At 66.6% G+C, this 25,987-nt stretch carries 23 protein-coding genes and 1 pseudogene; 10 read left to right on the top strand and 14 right to left on the bottom strand.

The features are described from left to right. Window positions 1-379 precede the first annotated feature (379 nt). Both BUB20358_RS10480 and BUB20358_RS10475 read left to right on the top strand, forming a co-directional pair. Window positions 380-1,288 (top strand): LysR family transcriptional regulator, encoded by a 909-nt coding sequence (locus BUB20358_RS10480; RefSeq protein WP_006766002.1) that lies wholly within the window; start codon window positions 380-382, stop codon window positions 1,286-1,288. Between the two features lie 121 nt (window positions 1,289-1,409). Then, entirely contained in the window at window positions 1,410-2,042 is a 633-nt protein-coding gene (locus BUB20358_RS10475; RefSeq protein WP_006766001.1) for a LysE family translocator, read from the top strand. Window positions 2,043-2,315: 273 nt separating this feature from the next. Here BUB20358_RS10475 and BUB20358_RS10470 read toward each other — a convergent pair whose 3' ends face one another. Continuing rightward, window positions 2,316-3,704: a DHA2 family efflux MFS transporter permease subunit gene (locus BUB20358_RS10470; RefSeq protein ID WP_006766000.1), complete on the bottom strand. Its 1,389-nt coding sequence runs from the start codon at window positions 3,702-3,704 to the stop codon at window positions 2,316-2,318. 389 nt (window positions 3,705-4,093) lie between these two features. Here BUB20358_RS10470 and BUB20358_RS10465 point away from each other — a divergent pair, with 389 nt between their 5' ends. After that, on the top strand, window positions 4,094-4,297 hold the full coding sequence (locus BUB20358_RS10465) for a cold-shock protein (protein WP_035974191.1): 204 nt from the start codon (window positions 4,094-4,096) through the stop codon (window positions 4,295-4,297). 357 nt (window positions 4,298-4,654) lie between these two features. After that, a complete protein-coding gene (gene infA / locus BUB20358_RS10460) occupies window positions 4,655-4,921 on the top strand; it encodes a translation initiation factor IF-1 (protein ID WP_035974189.1) in 267 nt (88 codons plus the stop codon). A gap of 69 nt (window positions 4,922-4,990) precedes the next feature. Here infA and BUB20358_RS10455 read toward each other — a convergent pair whose 3' ends face one another. Next, entirely contained in the window at window positions 4,991-6,373 is a 1,383-nt protein-coding gene (locus tag BUB20358_RS10455; protein WP_035974185.1) for an MFS transporter, read from the bottom strand. A gap of 292 nt (window positions 6,374-6,665) precedes the next feature. Between BUB20358_RS10455 and BUB20358_RS10450 the strand changes: the two genes are divergently transcribed. The 3 genes from BUB20358_RS10450 to BUB20358_RS10440 all read left to right on the top strand — a co-directional run bounded on the left by BUB20358_RS10450 (window position 6,666) and on the right by BUB20358_RS10440 (window position 8,518). Next, a complete protein-coding gene (locus BUB20358_RS10450; RefSeq protein ID WP_006765996.1) occupies window positions 6,666-6,914 on the top strand; it encodes a hypothetical protein in 249 nt (82 codons plus the stop codon). Window positions 6,915-7,085: 171 nt separating this feature from the next. After that, a complete protein-coding gene (locus BUB20358_RS10445) occupies window positions 7,086-7,730 on the top strand; it encodes a DUF1326 domain-containing protein (protein WP_035974183.1) in 645 nt (214 codons plus the stop codon). After that, the gene (locus BUB20358_RS10440) at window positions 7,727-8,518 is read left to right on the top strand and encodes a DUF2182 domain-containing protein (RefSeq protein ID WP_006765994.1); all 792 of its coding nucleotides are present in this window, start codon (window positions 7,727-7,729) and stop codon (window positions 8,516-8,518) included. Before BUB20358_RS10445 ends, BUB20358_RS10440 begins: the two co-directional genes overlap by 4 nt. Window positions 8,519-8,557: 39 nt before the next feature. Here the strand turns inward: BUB20358_RS10440 and BUB20358_RS10435 are convergent, their stop codons facing one another. Next, window positions 8,558-9,019, bottom strand: coding sequence for an Lrp/AsnC family transcriptional regulator (locus BUB20358_RS10435; RefSeq protein WP_006765993.1), 462 nt, complete (start codon window positions 9,017-9,019; stop codon window positions 8,558-8,560). Window positions 9,020-9,132: 113 nt separating this feature from the next. On the opposite strand from BUB20358_RS10435, the gene BUB20358_RS10430 reads away from it, so the two are divergent. Continuing rightward, window positions 9,133-9,786 (top strand): LysE family translocator, encoded by a 654-nt coding sequence (locus tag BUB20358_RS10430; RefSeq protein WP_006765992.1) that lies wholly within the window; start codon window positions 9,133-9,135, stop codon window positions 9,784-9,786. A gap of 76 nt (window positions 9,787-9,862) precedes the next feature. Here BUB20358_RS10430 and BUB20358_RS10425 read toward each other — a convergent pair whose 3' ends face one another. The 3 genes from BUB20358_RS10425 to BUB20358_RS10415 form a co-directional block, all read right to left on the bottom strand. Next, complete coding sequence (locus BUB20358_RS10425) at window positions 9,863-10,111, bottom strand: hypothetical protein (protein WP_035974181.1); 249 nt, start codon at window positions 10,109-10,111, stop codon at window positions 9,863-9,865. Window positions 10,112-10,258: 147 nt separating this feature from the next. Then, window positions 10,259-11,233, bottom strand: a complete 975-nt coding sequence (locus BUB20358_RS10420; protein ID WP_006765990.1) for a threo-3-hydroxy-L-aspartate ammonia-lyase — start codon at window positions 11,231-11,233, stop codon at window positions 10,259-10,261. A 73-nt stretch (window positions 11,234-11,306) separates the two neighbouring features. Then, window positions 11,307-11,945, bottom strand: a complete 639-nt coding sequence (locus BUB20358_RS10415; RefSeq protein ID WP_006765989.1) for a helix-turn-helix transcriptional regulator — start codon at window positions 11,943-11,945, stop codon at window positions 11,307-11,309. Window positions 11,946-12,666: 721 nt separating this feature from the next. On the opposite strand from BUB20358_RS10415, the gene BUB20358_RS10410 reads away from it, so the two are divergent. Then, window positions 12,667-14,532 carry a phosphoenolpyruvate carboxykinase (GTP) gene (locus BUB20358_RS10410; RefSeq protein ID WP_006765988.1) on the top strand — a complete coding sequence of 622 codons (1,866 nt, stop codon included), beginning with the start codon at window positions 12,667-12,669 and terminating at the stop codon, window positions 14,530-14,532. Between the two features lie 120 nt (window positions 14,533-14,652). Here the strand turns inward: BUB20358_RS10410 and BUB20358_RS10405 are convergent, their stop codons facing one another. The 8 genes and pseudogenes from BUB20358_RS10405 to BUB20358_RS10370 form a co-directional block, all read right to left on the bottom strand. Beyond that, complete coding sequence (locus BUB20358_RS10405; protein WP_006765987.1) at window positions 14,653-16,308, bottom strand: acid phosphatase; 1,656 nt, start codon at window positions 16,306-16,308, stop codon at window positions 14,653-14,655. Between the two features lie 536 nt (window positions 16,309-16,844). Next, window positions 16,845-18,248, bottom strand: coding sequence for an alpha,alpha-trehalose-phosphate synthase (UDP-forming) (gene otsA / locus BUB20358_RS10400; protein ID WP_006765986.1), 1,404 nt, complete (start codon window positions 18,246-18,248; stop codon window positions 16,845-16,847). 307 nt (window positions 18,249-18,555) lie between these two features. Beyond that, window positions 18,556-18,981, bottom strand: a pseudogene (locus BUB20358_RS10395) (methyl-accepting chemotaxis protein); the annotation flags it as partial. Between the two features lie 17 nt (window positions 18,982-18,998). Continuing rightward, window positions 18,999-21,026 carry a TonB-dependent receptor gene (locus BUB20358_RS10390; protein WP_006765984.1) on the bottom strand — a complete coding sequence of 676 codons (2,028 nt, stop codon included), beginning with the start codon at window positions 21,024-21,026 and terminating at the stop codon, window positions 18,999-19,001. A 373-nt stretch (window positions 21,027-21,399) separates the two neighbouring features. Then, the gene (locus BUB20358_RS10385; RefSeq protein WP_006765983.1) at window positions 21,400-22,842 is read right to left on the bottom strand and encodes a sialidase family protein; all 1,443 of its coding nucleotides are present in this window, start codon (window positions 22,840-22,842) and stop codon (window positions 21,400-21,402) included. A 148-nt stretch (window positions 22,843-22,990) separates the two neighbouring features. After that, window positions 22,991-23,257: a hypothetical protein gene (locus BUB20358_RS10380; protein ID WP_223296979.1), complete on the bottom strand. Its 267-nt coding sequence runs from the start codon at window positions 23,255-23,257 to the stop codon at window positions 22,991-22,993. A gap of 139 nt (window positions 23,258-23,396) precedes the next feature. After that, window positions 23,397-23,828, bottom strand: coding sequence for a MarR family winged helix-turn-helix transcriptional regulator (locus tag BUB20358_RS10375; RefSeq protein ID WP_006765982.1), 432 nt, complete (start codon window positions 23,826-23,828; stop codon window positions 23,397-23,399). After that, a complete protein-coding gene (locus tag BUB20358_RS10370) occupies window positions 23,825-24,742 on the bottom strand; it encodes an alpha/beta hydrolase family protein (RefSeq protein ID WP_035974176.1) in 918 nt (305 codons plus the stop codon). Before BUB20358_RS10370 ends, BUB20358_RS10375 begins: the two co-directional genes overlap by 4 nt. A gap of 274 nt (window positions 24,743-25,016) precedes the next feature. Between BUB20358_RS10370 and BUB20358_RS10365 the strand changes: the two genes are divergently transcribed. Further along, window positions 25,017-25,982, top strand: coding sequence for an ABC transporter substrate-binding protein (locus BUB20358_RS10365; protein WP_035974173.1), 966 nt, complete (start codon window positions 25,017-25,019; stop codon window positions 25,980-25,982). Window positions 25,983-25,987 lie beyond the last annotated feature (5 nt).

Below are 25,987 nucleotides of genomic sequence, written 5' to 3'. Positions count from 1 at the left end.
GGACGTTCATGTGGAAACGGCAGTCCGCGTCGATATCCGGCGGCGCGGTTTACCGCAGCGACCAGATTCCCCAGATCGCGATCAATAGACCGAGGCCGAGCCCGCCGCCCAGTAATACGTACGTTTCCATTTCGTCCCCGTGAAATCGTGGAATGCGCCGTTCCGGCGCGCGCGTATCGGCGTGCCGCGGCAACGATGCGCGGCGCGGTACGTCGGATTCCGGATGCTACCCGTTACGGCTTTCAGAACACCTGCACGGTCGCGCGTCGACTTTTGCCGTTGCGCCGGAAGCGCTGCGACGTTCGCGCAGACGATTCGATGTTGCTCATGGTCGTAACCCGTATCATGCGACGTCTACATGTAGAGAAAAGGAGAGCGAATGACGTTGGCGCAATTGCAGGCGCTGGCCGCGGTCGTCGAACTCGGCTCGCTGACGGCGGCGGCGGACCGCCTCAGCCGCAGTCAGTCGGCGATCAGCCATGCGCTGACCGAACTGGAAGAGGCCACGCAGGTCAAGCTGCTGCTGCGCGACCGGCAGCCGGTCGTGCTGACCGCGGCCGGCGAGCGCTTGTGGCCGTACATCCGCAGCGTCGTCACGGCAGCGCAGACGCTGCGTCAGCAATTCAGCCTGTCGCGCGGCAAGCTCGAAGGACGGCTCGTCGTGGGGTCGCTGCCGAGCGTGTCGCTGGCGTTCGTCGCGCCCGCGCTCGAGGCGCTGAAGAGCATGCATCCCGGCGTGTCGGCCGTGCTGCTCGAAGGCACGGACAGCGAAATCGAGGAATGGATCGAGGGCGGCACGGTCGACGTCGGCGTCGTTGCGGGCACGAAGACGTTCGCGAACGATCTGCCGCTGTTCGACGAGGACTTCGTCGCGGTCGCCGCGGACGGCACGTTCGACGGCCGCAGGAGCGTGTCGGCCAGACAGCTGTCCGCGTTTCCGTTCATTTTCTCGAAGGCCGGCTGCGGGCCGGCGATCGCCGATTACTTCGCGCGAAACGGCGCGCCGCTTCGGGCCGCGTTCAACGTGGTCGAGATGCGCACGATCCTTTCGATGGCGCAAGCGGGCATGGGTGTGTCGATCGTTCCGCGCATCACGCTGACTTACACGCCGTTTGGCGGTCGCGTGCTGGAGTTGTCGCCGCGGCTGCGGCGCTCGGTGCGTCTGTCGTGGCAGGCGACCGGCAACGCCGTGACCGACGAATTCGTCCGGCTCGTCGCGGCCCAGCGCGCCGGCGCGGCAAAAAAGACGAGAGCACGGGCGAAGAACGGGAAAGTCGCGCGTCGATAGCATGAAGCGCGTTCATCACGCGCTTGCAGTTTATTCACACCAGCGGCGTCCGATATGCAATACATTGCTTCGAACCCGTTTCGAACGTATTCGACACTCGCCAGATGCGAAGGAGACTGCCGTGCCGACCCTGCCCACCCTGATCGCGTTCGGACTCGTGTCGCTCGGCATGGTGCTGACGCCCGGTCCGAACATGATCTACGTGATTTCGCGCTCGATCTGTCAAGGACGGCGCGCGGGGCTCGTCTCGCTCGGCGGTATCGCGCTCGGCTTCGTTTTCTATATGTTCTGTGCGGCGTTCGGCATCACCGCGCTCGTGCTGACGGTGCCGTACGCGTACGACGCGTTGCGTTTTTCGGGCGCGCTGTATCTGTCGTACCTCGCGTGGCAGGCGTTGAAGCCGGGCGGCCGCTCGGCGTTTCAGGTGCGGCAGCTGCCGCACGACAGCCGCGCGAAGCTGTTCACGATGGGCTTCGTCACGAACCTCGCGAACCCGAAGATCGCAGTGATGTATCTGTCGCTGCTGCCGCAATTCATTTCGCCGGGACACGGCAGCGTGCTCGCACAATCGCTCGCGCTCGGCTGCGTGCAGATCGCGGTCAGCATCAGCGTCAACGCGCTGATCGCGAGCATGGCCGGTTCGATCGCGGGGTTGCTTGCCGCGCGGCCGGTGTGGGCGCGCGTGCAGCGCTGGCTGATGGGCACCGTGCTCGCGGGGCTGGCGGTGCGTATTGCGTTCGAAGCGCGGCGATAGCGGTGCCGGTCGTACCGCCGGTGCGGATATCCAATGCGCGTTGATGGTGCCCGCGCATCGGCGCGGCGATCGAACCTCGGTCGATCATCGTGTCGTTGCCTGCCGTTCGAGCCGGCGCAACGGGCAACATGCGAGCCCGCTCCGCGCCGTTTCTTCGTCAACTCGATCCGTTCGAACGATTCGTATTGAGCGATCGGATGCAGGTCCGCGTGGCGCGCGTGTCGCACGTCGCGTGACGGTACTGCATCGTGACCGCCGTGCCGCCTTCGACGCTCACGCTGACGAGCGCTGCGCAGCCGCGCGCGGCGACGGAGCGCCGTCGATGCGCCGGAACACCACCGACGACAGCAGCGTGATCGCGCCCATGCAGACGAACGACAGCATGAAACCGTGCGCGGTCGATCCGCCGTGTGCGGCGAACAGATTGACGAGCCCGCCGCCGATCGACACGCCGAGCCCCATCGCGAGCATCTGCATCATCGTGAACAGGCTGTTGCCACTGCCGGCGTCGGCATGCGACAGCCCTTTCAGCGTCACGCCGTTCATCGCGGCAAACTGCATCGAGTTTGCGGCGCCGAACACGACGAGCAGCACGATCTCGAGCGCGGGTGCCGGCCGCGCCGATACGAGCGCGAACCCGGCGATCGCGCTACCGACGACGGCCGTGTTTACGACCAGAAACGCCGCGTAGCCGAAGCGCTTGACCAGCGGCGCGATCCAGCGCTTCGCGACGACGCCCGCGCTCGCCGCCGGCAGCAGCATCATCCCGGACTGCAGCGGGGTATAGCCGAGCTGCACCTGCATCAGCAGCGGCAGCATGAACGGCACCGAGCTCGTGCCGATCCGGCACAGCAGGTTGCCGAGCAGTCCGGCTCCGAAATTCGGCTCGCGGAACAGCGCGAGCCTGAATAGCGGCTGCGCGCGTCGCCGCGCATGCGGCAGATATACGAGCGCGCTCGTCACGCCGAGCGCGGCGAGCGCCGCCGCCCATTCGACACGATGCGCGCGCATCGGCGGATCGGTCGCGAGCGACAGAGCGGCCATCGCGATCGACAACAGCGCACACCCGATGAAGTCGAACGGGGACGCGCGCGTCGCGCCGTCGTGCGGCAGATAGCGCTGCACGGCGACGAAGCCGATCGCGCCGACCGGCACGTTGACGATGAACACCCAGTGCCACGAGATCGCCTGCGTGAGCCAGCCGCCGAGCGTCGGGCCGACGATCGGGCCGAGCTGTGCGGCGATCGACACGAACGCGATCGCCGCGACGTACTGTTCGCCCGGCACGCGGCGCAGCACGGCGAGCCGCCCGATCGGCAGCAGCATCGACCCGCCGATGCCCTGGACCGCGCGCGCGACGACGAGCTGCGCGAGCGTATCCGACGCCGCACAGCCGATCGACGCGAGCACGAACACGAGAATCGCGGCCGAGAACACACGGCGTGTGCCGAACCGGTCGGCGAGCCAGCCCGACGCGGGCGTGAGCATCGCCATCGTCAGCGTATAGACGACCACGACCGGCTGCATCGCGAGCGGCGACGCATGCAGGCTTCGTGCGATCGAAGGCAGCGCGGTGTTGACGATCGTCGTGTCGAGCGACTGCATGAAGAACGCGGCAGCGACGATCCAGAGCAGGGCGGTATGTGACGATTCGCGGGACATGAGACGAAATTCGTGGTGCGACGGCGGGACCGGCGGCGCCGCATGCAGCGCCCGGCGGTCTTCGAGCGCTCGATGGTAACGACTCCGGCGGTCGCCGGGAAGCCGCCGAGCCCGTCGCGCGATCGCGGTCCGCGACGTTGCGCACTGCGGGCCGACAGTCGACGATGCGCAGCGTCGCATGCGAAGTCCAGGGCATCGCCGCGCATATGCCGCACCGAAATAGCTTGACGGATCGGCCGGCACCGCGTAGTGTCCGTCACCTAAGTCTTCAAGAAGTCCGATTGCTCATCATTGGCCGCGTTTGCGGCAGTCGTTGGTCTCTCCCTCTTTGATTCTTTCTCGTGCCCGTCGAGGGCGCCTGTTCTGTCATTCGTATTAAGGAAGTATTTGTGGATACTGGTACCGTGAAGTGGTTCAACGAAACCAAAGGCTTTGGTTTCATCTCCCCCGACAACGGCGGCGACGATCTGTTCGCCCATTTCTCTGAAATTCGCGGCACGGGCTTCAAGACCCTCGCCGAGAACCAGAAAGTCAGCTACGAAGTGAAGCGCGGCCCGAAGGGCCTGCAAGCGTCGAACATCACGCCGCTGTAAGTCGTATTGCGGCATCGCGCCCGAGCGGGGCGATGCCGAACCCGATTCATTCGGCAGGCCGCGCACCGGTCTGCCGCGTATTCCGTGTGCACGTATCGTGCGTCGCTTCGTTCGCGACGCGTCGAGCGTGCGTCTCCTTCACCGCACATCCCCGCTGTCGACGACGCAACACGCGCGTCGTGCTGCTGCTCGTGACGCTCGGGCCCCGCAACACGCGGAACCTCGATCGCGACACGAGTCCGTTGCTCGTCCATTCGCATCGATGTCCGGCATCCGTCCGGCCGCCGATTCGTCGTCGCGCACCGCGCCGGCCGAGCGCCGCGATCGCGGTCAATCAACTTGTCTGGAGGAATTGGTTTGGCAAAAGAAGAACTGCTTGAACTCGACGGGATCGTCGACGAAGTGCTGCCGGACAGCAAGTACCGCGTCACGCTCGAAAACGGCGTGGTGGTGGGCGCCTATGCGTCGGGCCGGATGCGCAAGAACCATATCCGCATTCTCGCCGGCGATCGTGTGACGCTCGAGTTGTCGGTGTACGACCTCACGAAGGGACGCATCAACTTCCGCCACAAGGACGAGCGGTCGCCGGCACGTCCGGGCCGAAACGGCCAGACGCGCCGCTGACCGTCTGCGAACCCGCGCAGTGCGCCGTGCCGATTACGTGCACGGCGCGTGCATTTGCGCGGACCGGCATCACGTATGCGCAGCGCGGACGTTCACCGCGGCTATCGCCGCGCCCGCGAGCTGCACGGCCGCACCGCCGAACATCGCGATGCGAAGGCCGGCCGCGCCGCCGTGCGCAGCCGCGAACAGCGTGCCGAGCACCGCGATTCCGAGCGTTGCGCCCGTCATCCGCGCGACGTTGACGAGCGCGCTCGCCGTGCCGGAGCGCGCCGCATCGACCGCGCCGACCGCGACGGTCATCAGCGGCCCCGTTGCGATCCCCATCCCGAGCCCCGTCAGCGCGAGGCCGATCTCCGCGCCGAGCAGGGCCGGCGAAGCGGCCGACACGGCGATCGCGCAAAGCCCGATCGCAATGAGCGCGACGCCGCCGGCCGTCGTCGCGCGCGTGCCGACGTGCTCGGACAGCCGTCCCGACCACGGCGACACGACGACGAACACGAGCGCCATCGGCAGCAGCGCGATGCCCGCGCCGATCGCGTCGAGACGGCCGATGCTTTGCCACGTCAGCGGCAGCAGGAACAGCACGCCATACATCCCGAACGTCATGCCGGTGGTCGCCGCGATTGCGCCGCGAAACGCGCGCACGCGAAAGATGTCGAGCGGCACGAGCGCGGCTGGCCCGTGGCGTCGCTCGATCGCGACGAATCCGACGAACGACGCGACTGCGATACACGCAGCGATCGCGCACGCGATCGGCGCGTCGCGGAACACGATCGCCGCATACGCGAGCGTACCGAGCGCAAGCGCACCCGTGAGCTGCGCACCTGCGTCGATATGCCGGCCGCGCGGATCGGACGATTCGGGCACCGACGGAATCGCGAGCAGCATCGCGGCGACGCTCAGCGGCACGACGACGAAGAAGATGCTGCGCCAGCCGAAATGGCGGATCAGCACGCCGCCGAGTGTCGGCCCGATCGCCATCGCGACGCCGTTGCATGCGGCCCAGATGCCGAGCGCCCGGCCGCGCTCGACGGGGTCGCGCCACACGACGCGCACGATCGCGAGCGACGCGGGCAGCAGCAGTGCGGCGCCGACGCCGGCCAGCGCGCGCGCCGCGATCAGCACCGCGACCGACGGTGCGAGCGCGCACAGCAGCGATGCGGCCGTGAACAGCGCGGTGCCGGCCATGAAGATGCGGCGGCGGCCGTGCAGATCGGCGAGCAGGCCGCCGGTCAGCAGCAGCACCGCATAAGCGAGGTTGTAGCTGTCGACGACCCACGGCAATGCGCCGACGCCCGCATGGAAATACTGGCCGATCGCGCGCGTCGCGAGATTGACGACGGCGGTATCGACCTGCGCGACGAGCACGGCAATGCACAGCGTCAGCAGCGTCACGCCGCGTCGCTTGACGGCGTGCGCCGCGTGATCGGCGACGTGTCCGTAATCGGTCATGAACGGCACTCTCCGGATGTCGATCGACGGAGTTTACGCATCGGCTGCTGACGGCGTGGTGTCAGCAGCCGGCGCGCGGCCGACGTGCAACTCGCGTGCCCGTGAGCGACTGCGCGCGTTGCGGCACGCACGTTCGTGCGCTGCATCGGCGGGTGCGATTCGGGTTTGTGCGGATGGGGCGACGTGCCGGTTCCGTGCCGTCGCGCGGGCGCGCACGATACGATCGATTGCCCGATGCGCGATCGTTGCCTTAAGATCGGCGTCGGATCCGCTCACCGACTTCGGCCTCCGAATGAAAACTCCCCTGCGCTTGCGCGTCACGATCATTGCGTCGGCCTTCGCCGTTTATCACGTGTTCATGCATCTGCGGTGGGCCGGCAGCGGCTGCATCCAGTTTCTCGGCCGTCAGCATTGCCAGTTCGAGAACGGCGCGAATTTCGACGCGATGATGGACGTCGATCTGATGCTCACCTGCGCGTGGCTTGCCGGCGCGGTGATGGGCTGGCTCGGTGTCGTGCACGCGCGCAGGAAGGCTGGTTAGCGGCCTGATTTTCGTTCGCATCGTGTCGCGTTCGTATCGGCCGCGCGTGCAGTGAAACGTCATACGTGATGCCGGAACGCATCCCTCCGCGCGTCGATTCCCGCTTTGATTTCCCCCGTGCGCTGCACTAGATTGCAAGCGTGACAGGTGTCACAGCGCGCGAGGTGGGCCATGACTCCATGGGAGCTTCGGGGCACCGAATTGATCAGCTGCAATTGCTCATACGGTTGTCCTTGCCAGTTCAATGCGCCGCCGACGCACGGCGGTTGCGAGGCGATGGGTGCGATTTCGATCGACAGCGGTCACTACGGCGACGTGGCGCTCGACGGCATCAAGATCGCGGTCGTGTTTCAGTGGCCGGGGCCGATTCACGAAGGCAAAGGCAGATGCCAGCCGATCGTCGACGAGCGCGCCGGCCCCGCGCAGCGCGAAGCGGTGCTGAAGATCATGACGGGGCAGGACACCGATCCGTTCGCGACGATGTTCGCGGTGTTCGCGTCGACGCTCGAGCACGCGTTCGAGCCAATCTTCACGAAGATCGATTTCGACGTCGATGTCGACGCGCGGCGCGGCCGGATTCATGTCGAAGGCGTGTTCGACGTCACAGGCGAACCGATCCGCAATCCGGTGAGCGGCGCCGAGCATCGCGTGCGGATCGACCTGCCGCACGGCTTCGAGTACGAGCTTGCCGAAATCGGCTCGGGCACGGGCCGCTCGCAAGGCAACATCGCGTTGAATCTCGACGGCACCTATGCGCAGTTCGCGCGGCTGCATCTGAACAACCACGGGTTGATCCGGCATCGCGCCGCGGCATGATCGCGTTCGACGATTGGCTCGCGTGCGAGCGCGCCGTCACGCTGGCCGGAATCGCCGCGCTCGTCGGCCTGTGCTGGTTCTATCTGTGGACGGGCGCCGGGACCGGCATGTCGGCGCCGGAGATGACGGCCGTCACGCTCTTTCCGCATCGCCTGGCCGGCGGTATCGGCAGCATGAATCCGTCGCGGCTCACCGTGATCCTGATGTGGTGGGTGATGATGATCGCGATGATGACGCCGAGCGCCGCACCGCTCGTGCTGCTGTACCGCCGCGTGCTGCGGCATCGCGGCAACGAACGCGCCCATCCCGCGCTGATGTCGGCGTTTCTGCTCGGCGGCTATCTGAGCGCGTGGCTCGCGTTTGCGATCGGCGCCGCCGCGCTTCAGGCGATCCTGCAGCCTGCGGGGCTCATCTCCGGAATGATGTTGTGGTCGAAGAGCGCGATGCTGTCCGCCATCGTGCTCGCGCTCGCAGGGCTCTACCAGTTCTCGCCGCTCAAGCGCGCGTGCCTGCGGCAATGCCGGTCGCCGGTTAGATTCCTCACCGCGCATTGGCGCCCCGGCATCGGCGGCAGCTTCGTGCTCGGCGCACATCACGGCGTCTACTGCGTCGGCTGCTGCTGGCTGCTGATGACGCTGCTGTTCGTCGGCGGCGTGATGAACGTCGCATGGATCGCCGCGCTGTCGCTGTTCGTGCTCGTCGAGAAGGTGCTGCCCGGCGGCGACCGCGTCGGTCGCGCGCTCGGCCTCGTGCTGATCGCGTGGGCCGCTGCGACGTTGCTCGTGTAACGCGACTTTCGCGCGGCGCTCGCGTCGTGCCGTCGCGAATCAGCCGCGCGGGCCTTCCGTCTTCGACGGCGGCCGCGCGAGCCCGCGTGGTGCGAGCGGCGTCGACATCACGATCGACGTACGCGTTTCGCCATACAGATTGATGCGCCCGATCAGCTGTTCGAGATGAGCCATGCCGACCGCGACGAACCGCATCACGTACGAGTCCGCACCCGTCACGTGATGGCATTCGACGACTTCCGGAATCGTGTCGAGCAACGCGAGAAACTTCGCTTTCGCCGGTTGCGGCACGGTGATGCCGATCAGCGCGGTGACCGGATAGCCAGCCGCGGCGGGATTGACGCGCGCCGTGTAGCCCTCGATCACGCCGGCGGCCTCGAGACGCTTCACGCGCTCCGTGACGGCCGGCACCGACAGATGGACCTGCCGCGCAAGCTCCGTATAGCTGATGCGGCCGTTCGCCTGCAGCAGCGCGAGTATCTTCCAGTCGGGTTCGTCCATCGCGGGGAAGTTTTTAAGGTAGACGACCGATTTTTCCTTAAAAGTCGTATTCAGTGACGACCGGACTTTCCCTACGATGCGGGTACAGACGAGCCGATTCGGGGAGCGCGCGCATGCTGTTCATCAAGTCCGTCGTGATGGGGTTGTCGATCGCGGTGCCGGTCGGGCCGATCGGCATGCTGTGCATTCAGCGCAGCCTGAGTCGCGGATTTCGGGCCGGCTTCGCGACAGGGCTCGGCGCCGCGTGCGCGGACGCGCTGTATGGATTGCTCGGCGCGCTCGGCGTCGCGGGCGTCGTTGCCGCGTTTCCGATGCTCGCGATCGGCATGAAGATCGCCGGCGGCGCATTTCTCGCATGGCTCGCATGGTGCATCGCGCGTCAGCCGCCGGCCGTGTCGACGTCGCAGCGCGAAACGCCGCGCACGACGGTCGGACGCGATTTCGTGACGACGTTCGGCCTCACGCTGTCGAATCCGATGACGATCCTGTCGTTCGTCGGGATCTTCGCGGCGCTCGGCCCGGCGTCCGTCGCCGCAGGGGCAGGCGGCCGCGGCGGTGCGATGGGCGCGACCGTGGCGCTGATGGTCGCCGGCGTATTCATCGGCTCCGCGATCTGGTGGCTGTGCCTGAGCGGCGCGACCGCCGCGTTGCGCACGAAGATGTCGAACGCGTTGATGAACGGCTTGTCGCGCGTGTCGGCGATCGTCATCGCGGCGTTCGGCGCGGTGCAGCTCGTCGCCGGCGTGCGCGACCTCGTTTGGGCGTGAGGCCGCGTACGGCAGCGCGGCGTTCATATCGCATGCATCCGTTCGGCGCGTTGCGCATGCGCTGCGCGCCGCGCCGCTACGGCCGCGTGCCGTCGTGCGTGCGACCGCTCGGGTCGCCGCCGCGATCGGGCGGCGTATTGTTCTGATCGATCTTCGCGAGCACGAAGTCGGTCGCGCGCAATGCGGGCGGCGCGTCGAGAATCGGCGGCGCGGCGGTGTCGCGCAACGTCGCTGCGACGAAACCGGACGGCGTCATACCCGGTTGAGCGAACGCCGGAAAGGAAGCGGCCGTCAGTGCGGCGGCGACGATCGTGTGCGTGTTCATGGCGTCTCCTTGACTCGCTGCGGGGCGATGCAATGTGCAGGGCCGTGCAATGAGTCTAGGCCGCGAAACTTGATGCAGTGCGATGCAGCGACGTGCGCACGACGAAAACGCACCGCGCGTCATCGCTGCACCGCGTTGCCGCAACGCTCAGCCTCGTTCCGAAACCAGCTCGCAGAACTTCTGCAGATCGACGTTGCCGCCGCTGATCACGATGCCGACGCGCTTGCCTTTCAGTTCGTCCTTCATTCGACGCGCGGCCGCGAATGCGAGGCAGCCGGTCGGCTCGACGACGATCTTCATACGGGTCGCGAAATAGCGCATGCAGTCGACCAGCTCCGCGTCGGTCGCGGTCAGGATGTCGTCGACATCGCGGCGCAGGATCGGGAACGTCAGATTGCCGAGATGCTGCGTCTGCGCGCCGTCGGCGATCGTGCGCGGTGTGTCGATATGGACGATCGAACCCGAGCGGAACGATTGCTGACCGTCGTTGCCGGCTTCCGGCTCGACGCCGTACAGCTTCGCGTGCGGCGACAGCGCGCGCGTCGCGAGCGCGGTGCCGGACAGCAGCCCGCCGCCGCCGAGCGGCGTGAATACCGCATCGAGCGGACCGACTTCGTCGAACAGCTCCTTGGCGGCCGTGCCCTGGCCGGCGATCACGTCCGCGTGATCGTACGGCGGAATCAGCGTGAGCCCGTGTTTTTCCGCGAGGTCGCGCCCGATCTGCTCGCGGTCCTCCGTGTAGCGGTCGTACGTCACGACGGTGCCGCCGTAGCCGCGCGTCGCGGCGACCTTTGCGGCCGGCGCGTCGTGCGGCATCACGATCGTCGCCGGAATGCCGAGCATGCGTGCCGACAGCGCGATCGCCTGCGCATGGTTGCCGGACGAAAACGCGACGACGCCGTTCCTGCGTTGCGTCGCATCGAAGCGCGACAGCGCGTTGAACGCGCCGCGGAACTTGAACGCACCCATGCGCTGCAGGTTCTCGCACTTGAAGAACAGCTGCGCGCCGAGCGCTTCGTCGATCGTTCGCGACGTCATCACCGGCGTGCGGTGCGCGTGGCCTTCGAGTCGCGTCGCGGCGGCCGCAACGTCGTCGTACGTGGGAAGAGTCGGAGAAGTCATCGGTGGTGTCGGTCCAAAGGTCAGTCAACGGGAAAGCGCGGACAGGGCCGTACGCCGGCGCAACGCGCGCGCATCACTTCGCATCGTTGTACACGGTCGCGCGCGATACGCCGAGATGCTGCGACACGATTTCCATCGCGCGGCGCACGTCGAGAAAGCCGTCTGCCTTCAGCATCTGCATCAGCTCGCGGCGCTGTTCGGTTTTGAGTTCGCGCGGCGTGGTCGCGAGGCGCGTCGCGAATGCGTCGATGCGCTGCCGGATCGCATCGGCGCCGGCCGGATCAAGCGTATCGGCAACCGGTTCGCCGTCCGTGCTGCAGAACTGATTCAGCATGCCCTGGAAGCCGCGGAACAGCGTGACGTCGGCATTCAGGCACAACGCGGCCACGTAGCGGCCCGTCGAATCCTTGATGCCGATCGACGTGCTCTTCGCGGTGCGGCCGTCGGCAAAGCGGTTCGGGTAGTTCGCGATGACTTGCGGAAAGTCGTCGTCCGCGATGCGCGCGAGCCCGAGTTCGGTCGCACGGTCGCCGACCGCTCGGCCCGACAGATTGTTGTGAATCGCGAGGATCGCGTGCTTCGGCGTGCGTAGGTCGTGAACGACGACTTCGGTGAACGGCGCGAACATCTCGCCGAGCCCTTCGGCGATGCGCCGTACCTGTTCGATCAGCGACGCCTGTTCCGATTGCGCCTTTTTCCGGGTGGTGATCATCGTGGATTCGAAGGCCGATGAAATCGCGGCGGCGCGATCCAGCGCTTCCGCGAGCGATTCGATGAATCGTCCAATTATAGACGTTTTGTCATGTACGCGGTAAAGCGATGTGTAGCGGCGCAACCGTGCATACGTGCGTCGCATCGGCCATGTCGAAACGCGTGCGTATGCCGTTCATCGCCGAGCATCGCGGCGCGACGCGAACGCGTCGCGCCGACCGCCGCACGATATGTTTGTGTACGCAACCTAATTCAGGGTTTGCCTGAGTAGCGAAAACGTGAATTCGCGCCGCATGCGTTCGCGTCGTCGCGCTCGATGCCGATACGCCGAATTTGCCGGTTGGCTGAAACCCTTGCAGCACGGAGCGCGCAGCGGTTTCGTCCCCGAAGCCGACACGTCGATGCAGTAAAAAGGACCGACCGGCAACGCACATGCCGCCGCGTCGTCACATTTGTTTCTTGTTGCAACGCAACGCCCGTCCAATAACGGCGATGGTATGCTGGCCTGCATGTGTTGTACGGCAGGTTGCATGCATGGCGAAACTCGCGTTCGCACCCTCTAACGAGACTTCACTTCCTCTCGCCCGCATCGCGGCATCGATACGCGCTCCGCTCGCGTGTTCCGCGCTGCGCGCCGCCGCGACCTGCACACCGCTCGCATTTCCGATCTCGCGGGTTCACCCCGCATTCCCCATCCCCGCCAATAATCCGGAGACATTGCCATGTTGCAAAACAATCTGGCCGAAGCGACGCGCAGCCCGCTGATCGCTCCACCGGCCTTCGTCAAGCATCGCAAGCTGATCGACTGGGTGTCGCGTATCGCGGCGCTCACCGAGCCCGACCGCGTCGTGTGGTGCGACGGCTCGCAGCAGGAATACGACGCGCTGTGCCAGGCGATGGTCGATCAGGGCACGCTGAAGCGTCTCAATCCGGCGAAACGCCCGAACTCGTATCTCGCGCAATCGGATCCGTCGGACGTCGCGCGCGTCGAGGACCGCACGTTCATCTGCGCGGCGTCGCGCGACGATGTCGGCCCGACCAACAACTGGATCGCGCCCGATGAAATGCGCGAGACGCTCAACGGATTGTTCCGCGGTTCGATGCACGGCCGCACGCTGTACGTCGTGCCGTTTTCGATGGGCCCGCTCGGCTCGCCGATCGCGCATATCGGCGTCGAGCTGTCCGACAGTCCGTACGTCGCGGTGAACATGCGGATCATGACGCGCATGGGCCGCGACGTATACGACGTGCTCGGCGAGGACGGCGAATTCGTGCCGTGCGTGCACAGCGTCGGACATCCGCTCGAGCCGGGCCAGCAGGACGTGCCGTGGCCGTGCAATCCGGTCAAGTACATCGTGCATTTCCCCGAGACGCGCGAGATCTGGAGCTTCGGTTCCGGCTACGGCGGCAACGCGCTGCTCGGCAAGAAGTGCTTTGCGCTGCGCATCGCGTCCACGATGGGCCGCGATCAGGGCTGGCTCGCCGAGCATATGCTGATCCTCGGCGTGAGGTCGCCGGCCGGCAAGAAGTATCACGTCGCGGCTGCGTTTCCGTCCGCGTGCGGCAAGACGAACTTCGCGATGCTGATTCCGCCGCAGGGCTTCGACGGCTGGAAGGTCACGACGATCGGCGACGACATCGCGTGGCTGAAACCGGGCCGCGACGGCCGGTTGTACGCGATCAACCCCGAAGCCGGCTATTTCGGCGTCGCACCGGGTACCGGCGAGAAGACGAACCCGAACGCACTCGCGACGCTGAAGGAGAACGTGATCTTCACGAACGTCGCGTTGACCGAAGACGGCGACGTGTGGTGGGAAGGGCTGACCGACACGCCGCCCGCGAAGCTCACCGACTGGCAGGGCAACCCGTGGACGCCGGCGCTCGGCAAGGAGACCGGCCGCAAGGCCGCGCATCCGAACTCGCGTTTCACCGCGCCGGCCGCGCAATGTCCGTCGATCGACGCGGACTGGGAGAATCCGGCCGGCGTGCCGATCGACGCGTTCATCTTCGGCGGCCGCCGCTCGACGACCGTGCCGCTCGTGACGGAGGCGCGCGACTGGGTCGAAGGCGTGTACATGGCCGCGACGATGGGCTCGGAAACCACGGCCGCGGCGGCCGGCCAGCAGGGCGTCGTGCGCCGCGATCCGTTCGCGATGCTGCCGTTCTGCGGCTACAACATGAGCGACTACTTTGCGCACTGGCTGAAGCTCGGCAAGCAGCTCGAGCAGGCGGGCGCGACGTTGCCGAAGATCTATTGCGTGAACTGGTTCCGCAAGGACGCGGACGGCAAGTTCGTATGGCCGGGCTTCGGCGAGAACATGCGCGTACTCAAGTGGATGCTGGATCGCCTCGAAGGCACCGGCGGCGGCAGCGAGCATGCGTTCGGCGTGTCGCCTTCGTATGACGACCTGCATTGGGACGGACTCGACTTCACGCGCGAGCAGTTCGATGCGGTCACGTCGATGGATGCTGCCGAGTGGCGTGACGAACTGAAGTTGCATGCGCAACTGTTCGACACGCTGAAGCTGCGGCTGCCCGCCGAACTGATCGACACGATGAAGCGGATCGAACAGCGGATCGGTCGCTGACCACCCGCAGCGGCGCGTGCTTATTGACGTCCCGCAGCCGGCATCGAAAGCCGGCGGCGGGACGTTGTTGCATCCGCGCACCCGCACGTGGCCGCAGCGTGCGCAGCCGCCCGGCTTGCGTCAGCCGAGCTCGAGCGCGTTCGTCAGATCGCCGGGCGGCGTTTCTCCGCGCGACGCGAACGCGCGATCGCGATGCACGACGCCGTCGAGCGGCGCGAGCCCGTGCACGCGGCTGATGAAGCGCAGGATCGAGTTGGTGTCGTACAGCGTGTGGTCGACGTAGCCCTTCTTCGCGAACGGCGAGATCACGAGCGCCGGAATGCGCGATCCCGGCCCCCAGCGGTCGCCGACCGGCGGCGCGACGTGATCCCACCAGCCGCCGTTCTCGTCGTGCGTCATCACGATCACGGTGTTCGCCCATTGCGGGCCGCGGCGAATGTGGTCGATGACTGTCGCGATGTGGCGGTCCCCGGACTCGATGTCCGCGTAGCCCGCGTGCATGTTCAGGTTGCCCTGCGGCTTGTAGAACGTGACCGCCGGCAGGCGTCCGCCATCGATGTCGGCGATGAAGCGGTTCGTCGACGGATCGTCGCCGAGGCCCGCGTCGCGCAGATGCCGGCGGCGCGCGTCGGTGCCCGGCGCGTAGTTGCGGAAGTAGTTGAACGGCTGATGGTGGTACTGGAAGTCCGGCACGGTGCCCGTGTCGCGATGCTCGAGCGCGTACTGCCACGCGCCGCTGTACCACGCCCAGTCGACGTTCTTGTCGGACAGCCGATCGCCGATCGTCGCATGTCCCTGCGGCGGCATCACGCGATGATCGGCCGGATCCGCATACGCGGCATTGCCCGGATCGGGCGGCGGCACATAGCTCGGCTGGTACGGCGGCGCCATCGTGTTCACACCGTAGCCGTCCGGCGTCAGCGGGCCGTCGCCCGCGAACTTCGGCGGACCGTCGAGTGCGGACGCCGGCGAGTCGGCCGCGAGTTTCAGACGCGTGCCGGCCGGATCGTCGCCTTCGAGTTTCGACAGCAGCTTGTCCGCGTGCGGATGCTTGTGCGCATCCGGATACAGGGGCGGCTGCGCGGAAATGAGGAACATGTGGTTGAGCCACGAACCGCCGAACGCGGCCATGAAGAAGTTGTCGCACAGCGTGTATTGCCGCGCGAGATTCCACAGCCGCAGCGTGTCGGCCGAGTTGCGGTAATGACCCATCACGAGGCCGCCCGAATCGGCCCACGCGACGAACTGGTTGTTGCGGCCCGCGGCGATCTGCATCTGGTTCTGGTAGAAGCGATGCCACAGGTCGCGCGTGATCACGCCGTTCGGCAGCGGCTCCCCTTGCGCGTCGGCGATGCGGAACGGCGCGTTCGGCAGCTTGTCGATGTCGCGCTCGCCGATCATGTAGCGCTTGCCGTTCACTTCCTGCGCCTGCGGCACGAGACCGCCCCAGATCTTCGGCAGCACGGGCAGCGGCGTCTTGCCGTCGCGGTCGAGCTGCAGCGCGTGTTCGGGTCGCACTTCACTCAGCGGGTAACGCACGCCCGGGAAATCGCCGTACAGGTTCGCGAAGCTGCGGTTCTCCGCATAGATCACGACGATGTGGCGCACTTGCGCGCGCAGCGCTTCGTCGATGCGCCGGTCGGCGGCCGAGCGCGGCGCGGTCGTTTCGCAGCCGGCCAGCGCGACGCCGGCGCCGAGCGCGGCGAGGCCGCCGAGCATGCGGCGGCGGTCGGGATCGGCGGGAAGGTCGTCGGGACGATCGGGGTTGTCGTTCACGTCGTGTGCTCCTCGAGTGGGCGGGTGGGCTTCGTCGTTCGATGCGCGGCGGCATCGATCCGCGACGGCGACGGCAGCGCTGTCACGAAAATGTCATGCACGCGACTATAACGCGGCAGACGCTGCCGACGAAAGGCGTTCGTCGTGCCGTGCGAGCCGCATTGGCCGCACATCGACGTGCGGCGAGCGTGTTTGGAGCGACAGGGAGCGAGACGGGCATGCGGCCGAACGTTGCCAGAACAACGATCGTGTGAACGTGCCGGCCGGTCGCAGTGCGGCGATGCGCTTCGTACGACGAGACGAGATGGAGGCCGCGCGATGCGCAGCTCCGAGCGCCTGCCGATGTAATCGGCAGAACGCTCGATTACCGGCCGCAGTCGACGGCGGTGCGGTTATTCGCGTTGCTGACCGCGCGATGAACTCCGCACGTGCGAAGTCGGGATGGTCGATATCGACGATGCGATCGCGCGCGAGCCGATCGACGCAGAGCGGCGCATGAAGCACCCACGCAATCGAACTTCACCGCTGCACGAACGTCACGGCTCGGTTGTCGCGGCGACTTCGGCCGCCTCGATGAGCGCTTCGAGAAAGCGCGTACGCCACCAGTGCACGTCGGTCTTGCGCACGGTCGCCATCAGTGCCGTGTGACGTTGCCGGCGTTCCTCGAGCGGCATCGCAAGCGCACGCTGGATCGCCTGCGCAGTGCCTTGCGTATCGTACGGATTGACGAGCAGCGCTTCCTTCAACTGCTCGGCGGCGCCGGCGAAGCGCGACAGCACGAGCACGCCCGGATCGGCTTCGTCCTGCGCGGCGAGAAACTCTTTCGCGACGAGGTTCATCCCGTCGCGCAGCGGCGTGACCAGCGCGACGCGGCTCGCGCGATAGAGTCCGGGCAGCCGCTTGCGCGCGACGGTGCGGTGGATGTAGCGCATCGGCATCCATTCGAGTTCGCCGTAGTCGCCGTTGATCGCGCCGCACAGGCTGTCCATTTCGCGCCGCAGGTCGTCGTATGCGCCGAGATCCTCGCGGCTCGGCGCGGCGATCTGGATCAGCGTCGCGCGGTTGCGATTCTCCGGATACTGTTCGAGCAACTCGCGGAACGCATGCACGCGCTGCGGCAGCCCTTTCGTGTAGTCGAGGCGGTCGACGCCGACCAGCAGCTGGCGTCGCGAATACTCGTCGCGCATCCGTTCGAACATGTCGATGCCGTCGCGATCGTCGGCGAGCGCGGCGAACTCGTCGACGTTGATGCCGATCGGAAACGCGCCGGCCGACAGCGTACGGCCGAACGCGCGCAGACGTCCGTCCGGCAGCCGCGCAGCGCCGGCTTCCGATTCGACGTAGTGCTCGAAGTGAAGCAGGTCCGCTTCGGTCTGGAAGCCGACGAGATCGTATGCGAACAGCGAGCGCATCAGCCATTCGTGTTCCGGAATCGCGGCCATGATCGGCGGCGGCGGCATCGGGATGTGCAGAAAGAATCCGATCGGATTCGTGCAGCCCATCGCACGCAGCTCGGCGGCGAGCGGAATCAGCTGATAGTCGTGCACCCACACCGTGTCGTCCGGGCGCAGCAGCGTGCGCAGCTTGCGCGCGAACAGCTGATTCACGCGGCGGTAGCCGTCGGCGAAACGCCGGTCGAACTGGGCGAGGTCGAGCCGGTAGTGAAACACCGGCCACAGCACGTTGTTCGAATAACCGAGGTAGTACGCGTCGTAATCCTGTGGATCGAGATCGATCGTCGCGAGCTGAATGCCGCCGACGTTCTGGATCTGCACGTCGTCACTGCGCGCGGGCTGGTCGCTGCCGCGCAGCCTGCCGCTCCAGCCGAACCAGACGCCGCCGGTTTCCTGAAGGCTGTCCTTCACGGCGACGGCGAGGCCGCCGGCCGCGGCTTTACGGGGATCTGCGATGCGATTCGATACGACGACGAGGCGGCTCACCAGCTCTCCTGACGATTGTTGGGGGAAAAGTTAGTGCGGCCGGGGCGAAGCAGACGCCGCCATTCGCGCGGGGCGCGGTGCGGCCGCAATCCGATCGGCGCGAATCAGGGGCACGCGATTCGTTATCCGAGCGGGAAATGCTTTTTAAGCATACTCGTCATTCGGCAGTTTTTAAAGTGTGGGACGGCGTTGGGCACACCGTGTGCGACGCTGCTCGCGAGCAGGATCGAAAATTGCGCATCCGCGTATCGGCTTGTTCGACGCGGGTGGCAGCAAGCGCGGCGGGCACGTCGACGGCGTGACCGGTTCATGCGGCCGCGGCTTGCAGAGCGACGGGCGGCACGTCGCGCGATGCCGTCGCCGAGCGATTCGGCATCCGGAACGCAACGATCGTTTCCGCGAGCTCGCGTCCCTGCGCATCGAGCGATTTCGATGCGGCGGCCGCTTGCTCGACGAACTCGGCGTTCTGCTGCGTCCTCTGGCTCGCCTGCGTGAGCGTCGGGTTCACCTGTCCGATTCCACGGCTCTGGTCGGGCGATGCCGCGGCGATTTCGCCCACGATGTCCGTCACGCGCGCGACGGCGCGCGTGACGTCGGCCATTGTCGAGCGCGCTTCTCCGGCGAGCGCCGAGCCGCTCGCGATCGTCTGCACCGACGCCGGGATCAGCGCGTCGATTGCGTTCGCGGCGGTCGACGAACGTTGCGCGAGACTGCGCACCTCGCTCGCGACGACGTCGCGGGCATGCACGCTCAGAACGTCGTGCGCAATCCGGCCATCACGCTGCGGCCGCCTTCGGGCGCGAAACCGCGTACGACCGACGTCGAGTAGCGGATGTCCTGGTTGGTCAGGTTGTCGCCGCGCAGATACGCGAGCCAGTGCGTCGCGCCGACGCGGAACTTGTACGTCAGCATCACGCCGAGCGTCGTGTAGCCGTCGGTCGGAAAGTCGTTGTCGGGCACGCGATGCTGCGACCACGCATGCGTGAGCTGCGCGCGTACGCCGAGCGGGCCGTAACCGTAGTCGGCTGCGAGCGTGGCGCGCAGCGGCGCGATGCGCGGCAGCGGCTGTCCGGTATCGACGTTGCGCGCGTGCGTGTAGTCGGCCGTCAGCTCCACGTCGACCGTGTGGCCTTTGCGCGCGTAGGCGCGCCACTTGCCGTCGAGCTCGATCCCGTAGAACTCCGCGCGCACGCCGCGATAGACGGCCTCGGCGAGCGCGTCGTCGGTGCCCGGCGCGACCGGCTCGCCTTCGTCGTCGACGATGCGGCCCGTGTTGTACTCGGTCAGGTAGTTCGAGAAGCGGTTGTAGAACACGCCGACGCTGCCGCGATTCGCGCCGCTTGCATAGCGCAGCGACAGGTCGGTCGACACGGCCTTTTCCTTCGACGCGTTCGGATTGCCGATCAGGAACTGGCCGGTTGCATCGTGCGGACCGTTCGAATAGAGCTCGTAGAACGTCGGCGCGCGTTCGGTGTAGGCGACGTTCGCGGCGATCGACCACACGGGCGTCAGCGAGAACAGTGCGCCCGTCGAGATGCTGCCGGCATTGAAGTCGCGCGGTTGCGCGCCCGCGAATTTGTCGACGCCGGCCGGATCGGGATCGACCGTGACGTGCTCGACGCGTGCGCCCACGCTCAGCTTCAACCTCGGATCGACCTGCCATTCCTCGAGACCGAACAACGCGACGCTGTTCGTACGCGTGGACGGCACGAGCGTTTCGTCGCCGAGCGCGGAGAACGTATTTCGGCCGAACTGCACGCCGATCGCGCCTTCGAACGGGCCGATCTTGCGATGCCGTGCTTCGATGCGCGCTTCGTATCCGCGATTGCGGAAGAGGGTCGCCGTCTCGCCATTGTCGACTTCCTTGTGGCGATAGTCGGTGTACGCGAAATCGAACTTCAGCTTCGTGAACGGGCCGCTCAGATTGCGGACTTCGGACGCGAACGCAAGACGCTCCTGACGCATCCTCAGACGCACGTCGTCCTCCGCGACCGAACCGTAGTTCGATTCATAGCCGCTGTACGACAGACCGGCGAAACCGTCCGTCCACGTGTACGACGCGCCGACCGCGCCGCCGTGCACGCGGCCGTCGCTGTTCGGCACGCTGCCGATCGGCTGCGGCGTGTCCGGGCCGTCGATCGCACGTTGCGCGCTGCTGCGTGCATAGCCGGGAATGCGCAACTTGCTCGTCTCGCGATCGAACGCGTCGACATGGAACGCGAAGCGGCCGTTGCCGCCTTCGACCTGCGCGGCGCCGGCGCGTACCGAATTCGCGCCGCCGTAGCGCGCATCGAGCGCGCCGGTCACGCCTTCGATCGCTTCGCGCGGAATCCGGTTGTCGATCGTGTTGACTACGCCGCCTACCGCGTTGCCGCCGTACAGCAGCGCAGCCGGCCCGCGTACGATCTCGACGCGTTCGATCGATAGCGGATCCTGCGGCACCGCGTGGTCGTACGACAGCGACGACGCGTCGTATGCGGCGACGCCGTTCTGAAGCAGCCGGATGCGGTCGCCGTCCATCCCGCGGATGATCGGCCGGCCGACCATCGGGCCGTACGTCGTCGTCGATACGCCCGGCAGCCCGTCGAGTGTTTCGCCGAGCGAATCGGCCTGGCGGCGCGTCAGCGCGTCGCCGGACAACTGGACGGTCGGCGCGATCAGCTGCGTATCGCCGAGCGGATTCGCGGTGACGAAGATCGGCGACAGCCGCTCGGCGGAAGCGGTGCCCGCCGCTGACGGCGTGTCGGTTTGCGCTTGTGCGACTGCGGCGAGCAGCATCAGCGAAAGAGGCGAAAGCGGGCGAAGCGGTAAGCGTGGGAGATCGCGCATGGTCGATGAACCGGTAGTGGGAATCGGTGAAAGAGCCACGCGAGCCGCAACTCGAAACGATATATTGTTGCGTTTGCGGCGCGCAATGACCCGTCGGAAAGCGATCCGGCGGCGTGCTGCGCGGTTTTACGAGCGATATCCGGCCGACGAATCGGCGAAATGATATGTTATATCATCGCGCATTCCACGCCCGACGGAAGGCCGATGATTGCCGGATACGAACGGAGGAGGCGGCGAAAGCCGGGTGCGAAGGCGGGAAGGCACGGCGATCCGCCGCGCGACGGACGGCGTCGCGACGGCGGCTTTGCGGATCACGCGTGGATCAAGGCGCGAAGAACACGTCGGTGCGGTTCGTCAGATTGCCTGCGTTGGTCTGCACGAAGAACGGATGGAACGACGACGACGGCAGCACGTCGAGCCCCTGATAATCGCCGATGAAGAAGCCTTCCGCGTACGGCGCGAGCTTCATGTCGAACGGGCCCGCGACGCGTCGCTCGTCGCCGAACGTGCTGCCGGCGTCGTGCGAGATCTTGCGCCAGAAGCCGGTCGGCAGCGTCGTCGTGTTGCCCGGCTGCAGGTCGCGGAAGTCGTAGTACGTGACCATCACCGCGCCGGTCTTGTCCACGCGCACCGACGGGTTGAACGCGGGCCGCCCGGTCGGCGTGTTCACCTGCAGCGGCGCGCTCCAGCTCGCGCCGCCGTCCTTCGACGTCGACAGTGCGATCTCGTCGTAGTTGCCGCCGTTGAAGCGGCTGTCCTGCCACACCACGTACAACTGTCCCGATGCCGGATCGATCGCCGGTTCCGGAATGATGTCGCCGGTGCGCACCGGTTCGCCGGTGTTCGGATCGGTCACGCCGACGGTCTGCAGCCCCGCGATCACTTGCGGCTTCGTCCATGTCGCGCCGTCGTCGGTCGACTTCACGTACGCGACCTTGCCGGCAGCCTTGCTGAACGGCGGCTGGATCAGGTCGAAGAAGTCGTACAGCGTGCCCGTCTTCGGATCGACGACGATCTGGTTGCCGATCGTCTGCTGACGCGAAGCGACATTGACGATGACCTTCGGTGTGCTCCACGTCTTGCCGCCGTCGACCGTCTTCGAGAAGAACGTCGGCCCGCGGAACGCCTGCGTGTGCAGGTTCGCGTACGGGTTGCCGTTCGGCAGTTCGAGGCGGTCCCATACCGCGTACGCGGTGCCGGCCTTCACCGGATTCGCCGTTACCGACTCCTTGTCGTTGAAGAACTGCGTCGTCGGTTCGTCGTTCGCGATCAGCACGGACGGGTTGCTCCACGTCTGTCCGCCGTCGGTCGACACCGATGCGGCGACTGCATTGCTGTTGTTCGACTGGTTGAACGAGATCGAAACCGAGTACGCAGTACCGTCCGGTCCGAACGATACCCACGGATCGGACGCGCGTTCGTACTTCAGACCGCCGGGCGCACACGCGCTGAACGGCTGCGGCGTGCGTGCCCATGTCGCGCCGGCATCGAACGTATAGCCGGCGACGAGCCCGTGTGCGCCGCCGTTCGACCAGCGATCCTGCTGCCACACGCCGATCATGTTGTTCGGATTTGCCGGATTGACGGCGAGCCACGGCTCGACCTCCGCGTTCACGTAGTTCGTGCCCGGCCCGCCGATCGTACAGGCGGCGAAAGGACTCGGACCGGACACGAGCACGGGCTCGGCGTGCGCCGCGGCGGCGGTCATCGCCATTGCGGCGGATAGACGAATGACAAGCGAGTGAGACATGATGATGCGTCGCATGAACTGCTCCTCGTTGACGTGCGGTTTGCCACGGTGAAGCAGGGCGACGCAACGCGCGCCGATGCGCGGCATGCCCACGCCGCGCAGACGACGTTGCCGGAACGGTGCCGCAGCATGCGCGTCGCATGTCGCATCGGCTGCCTGCCGTTCAGGATGCCGCTTCCGCCATCGCAATCCGCGTACGCTGGATGCCGCCAGCGCTTCGGTCAGACTCCTTTTCGTTTTCGTTGCGGGCCGGGCCGACATGCAATGCCGATCCGACGGTCACGCAGTCCGGGCATGCGACGAACGTATCGAAGTGGAATGCAATGTAGGCGATCCGAATGCGGCGCGCGAGGCGATTTTTGGTAACAGAGCGTAGCCGGAAAGCGTTGCCGGACACGCGCGAAGCGAGCGCAAAAATTTCCATGCGCACGCAACGAAATCGAATCGAAAACGCGAATCGAAATCGCTTTCGGTCAGCGGCGCGGCGCGTCCGATGCGTGACGATCGCGCGTTGGATCGCGTTGGATCGCGCCGAATTGCGTTGGCGTTGCGTCGGTATCGTCGTCGGCTCAGCGCTCGACCGGAAACCGCTGCTGCAGCGCATGCAGCCAGCGTGCGACGACGTCGAGTTCGTCGTCGGAAAAACCGTCGCACAGCTTGCCGTTCAGTTCGCGCAGCAGCACGCGTGCGCGCTTGAGTGCCGCGCGGCCTTCATCGGTCACGAACAGGCGCGTGGCACGGCCGTCGTCCGAATCGGCGTGGCGCGTGAGCAGGCCCGCTTTGGCCATCCGGTCCGCGAGGCCCGTCATCGCGGACGGCGCAAGTTGCAGTGCCGCGCCGACTTCACCGATCAGCGCACCGTCCTGCTTCGCGAGATAGAACAGCACGCCGGCCTGCGCGGCGCTCGTTTGCGCATCGAGTTCGGCCTTGCGGTCGACCCAGCGCTGCACGCGCCGCTGGCCGATGTTCAACAGGAAAAACAGGCGTCGGTCTTCGCTCAAGCTTGGTTCCCGGCTGCGATGGAAAGGGAGGGACGATCGTCGTTGCGCGGCAGGTCGAGCGACCGTGCGAGCCAGTCGGCCACGCCGGGCCACAGCACCGAGCCGCAGCGGCTGCGGAAGAAACCCATGTGCCCGAGCGGGCCGCTGCCGGTCGCGCGCGGATCGATCTGGCGGCGCTCGACGGCCGCGCCGGTCAGATAGCTTACCAGCAGGTCGATCGCGGCCGGATTCGCCCACGGATCGTCGTCGAAGCCGAGCACGAGAATCGGCAATCGCTGCTTCGCGAAGCGCTCGGCCGCGCCGAGTGTCGGGTCGTCGAAGAAGTAGCGCGGCAGCGTCGTCCAGTCGCTCCATTCGCGGAATACGCCGGCCGGCAGATCCTCGCCGAGCCCGAGCCGCTTGCCGGGCACGTAGCCGAGCAGCGCACACGCGAGCGGGCCGAGCACGCGAAGAATCAGCCGCACTTTCAGCCGCTCCGCGGCGTGTTCGATCAGTCGCGTACTGCCGGCGTGCGATGCGACGAGCACGGCCGCGTGCAGGTGCGCGGACGCGGCCGACAAGCCGATCGCATGGCCGCCGACGCTATGCCCTACCGCGAGCAGCGGCACGCCGTCGAATGTATGGCGCGCCCACGCGGTCGCCGCTTCGACGTCGAGATCGACCCAGTCCCGCATGCGCGCATGCAACGCACTCAGGCGCGCGGGGCGCGACGCGCCGATGCCGCGGTAGTCGTAAGTCAGCGCCGCGAAATCGCGCTCCGTCAGAAAACAGGCGAACGCCGCGTACAGACGTTCGGGCACCGCCGTCGCCGGATGGATCAGCACCAGCGCGCGCGGTGCGGCTCGCGGCGACCACAGCGTGCCGCGCAATGCATAGCCGTCCGCGGCGGGAAATTCGATCGGCTCGGCTGTCATGTCGGTCCTCGTCTCGTCAAGTTGTTTCGTATGCGAAATATAGACGCCGGTATATTTCGCGCACGAAATATCTATCGAGGAATCCTTCCACTGCCGCTTTCGGCTGCGCTCGACGGACCCGTTTCCGACCGTCGCGTTCATAAAATATTTGCATCTTTGCATAGCAGAATATTGCGTTTGTCTGATGGTGCGGATCGACGTATCTTCACCGCTTCCGTCCAATTCTCCGGCTGCCGCACAAGCGCGGCAGCCGACATATCACCGGGAGATCACGTTGCTGAGCCGAATCGTCACGGCGCTCGTACTGGCGCTCGCCGCGCAGCCGGGCATCGCGAAAGACACCGTCACGCTGCGCGTCGGCGAACAGAACTACTTCAACATCCAGGCGTCGATGGAGGCGTCCGGCGTGCTGAAGGACGTGCCCTACGCGATCGAGTGGAAGCACTTCCAGGCTGCAGCGCCGGTGGCCGAAAGCCTGAACGGCAATGCGATCGACGTCGGCTTCCTCGGCGATTCCGCGCTGCTCACGCTCGCCGCGCGCGGCGCACCGGTGAAGGTCGTCGCGGTGTCGCGACAGAGCCTCGACGGCGTCGCGATCCTCGTGCCGAAGAATTCGCCGGTGCGCACCGTCGCCGATCTGCAGGGCAAGACCGTCGCCGTATGGCGCGGCGCATGGAGCCAGCAGCTCGTGCTGCGCGCGCTCGAGCACGCCGGGCTGCGCGCCGACTCGGTCAAGTATGCGTACCTGATGCCGATCGACGCGACCAATGCGCTCGCGAACGGTTCGGTGGACGCCGTGTCGCTGTGGGAGCCGTTCGTCAGCACGCTCGCGCTGAGGCAGGGCGCGCGGCCCGTGACGACCGCGCAGGGGCTGATGCCCGCGCTGAGTTTCGTCGCCGCGAACGAGCAGGCCGTGTCCGGCAAACGTGCCGAAATTACGGATTTCCTGCGCCGTGTCGTCGCTGCGCGTCAGTGGGTCGACAGTCATCCGCGCGAGTACGCGGACCTGTGGGCGAAGCGCGCGAAGCTCGAGCCCGACGTCGCGTACCGCTGGCTGAACAACGCGCATCAGCGCGTGGGCCCGGTCGACGACTCGGCCGCGAAGGACGCGCAGAACACGGCCGACTTTCTGCACAAGGCCGGCGTGATTCCGGCTGCGTACGACACGTCGAAACTGCTCGACCGCTCGTATGCGGGCGCGTTCGCGCCGGCCGCGCAAAAGACGGCGGCCGCGCAGTGACCGTG

The organism is Burkholderia dolosa, assembly GCF_902499135.1.
In the GTDB taxonomy this organism is placed as follows: domain Bacteria; phylum Pseudomonadota; class Gammaproteobacteria; order Burkholderiales; family Burkholderiaceae; genus Burkholderia; species Burkholderia dolosa.
The sequence above is the reverse complement of the archived record's forward strand: the minus strand, read 5'-3'. Positions and strand labels throughout refer to the sequence as shown.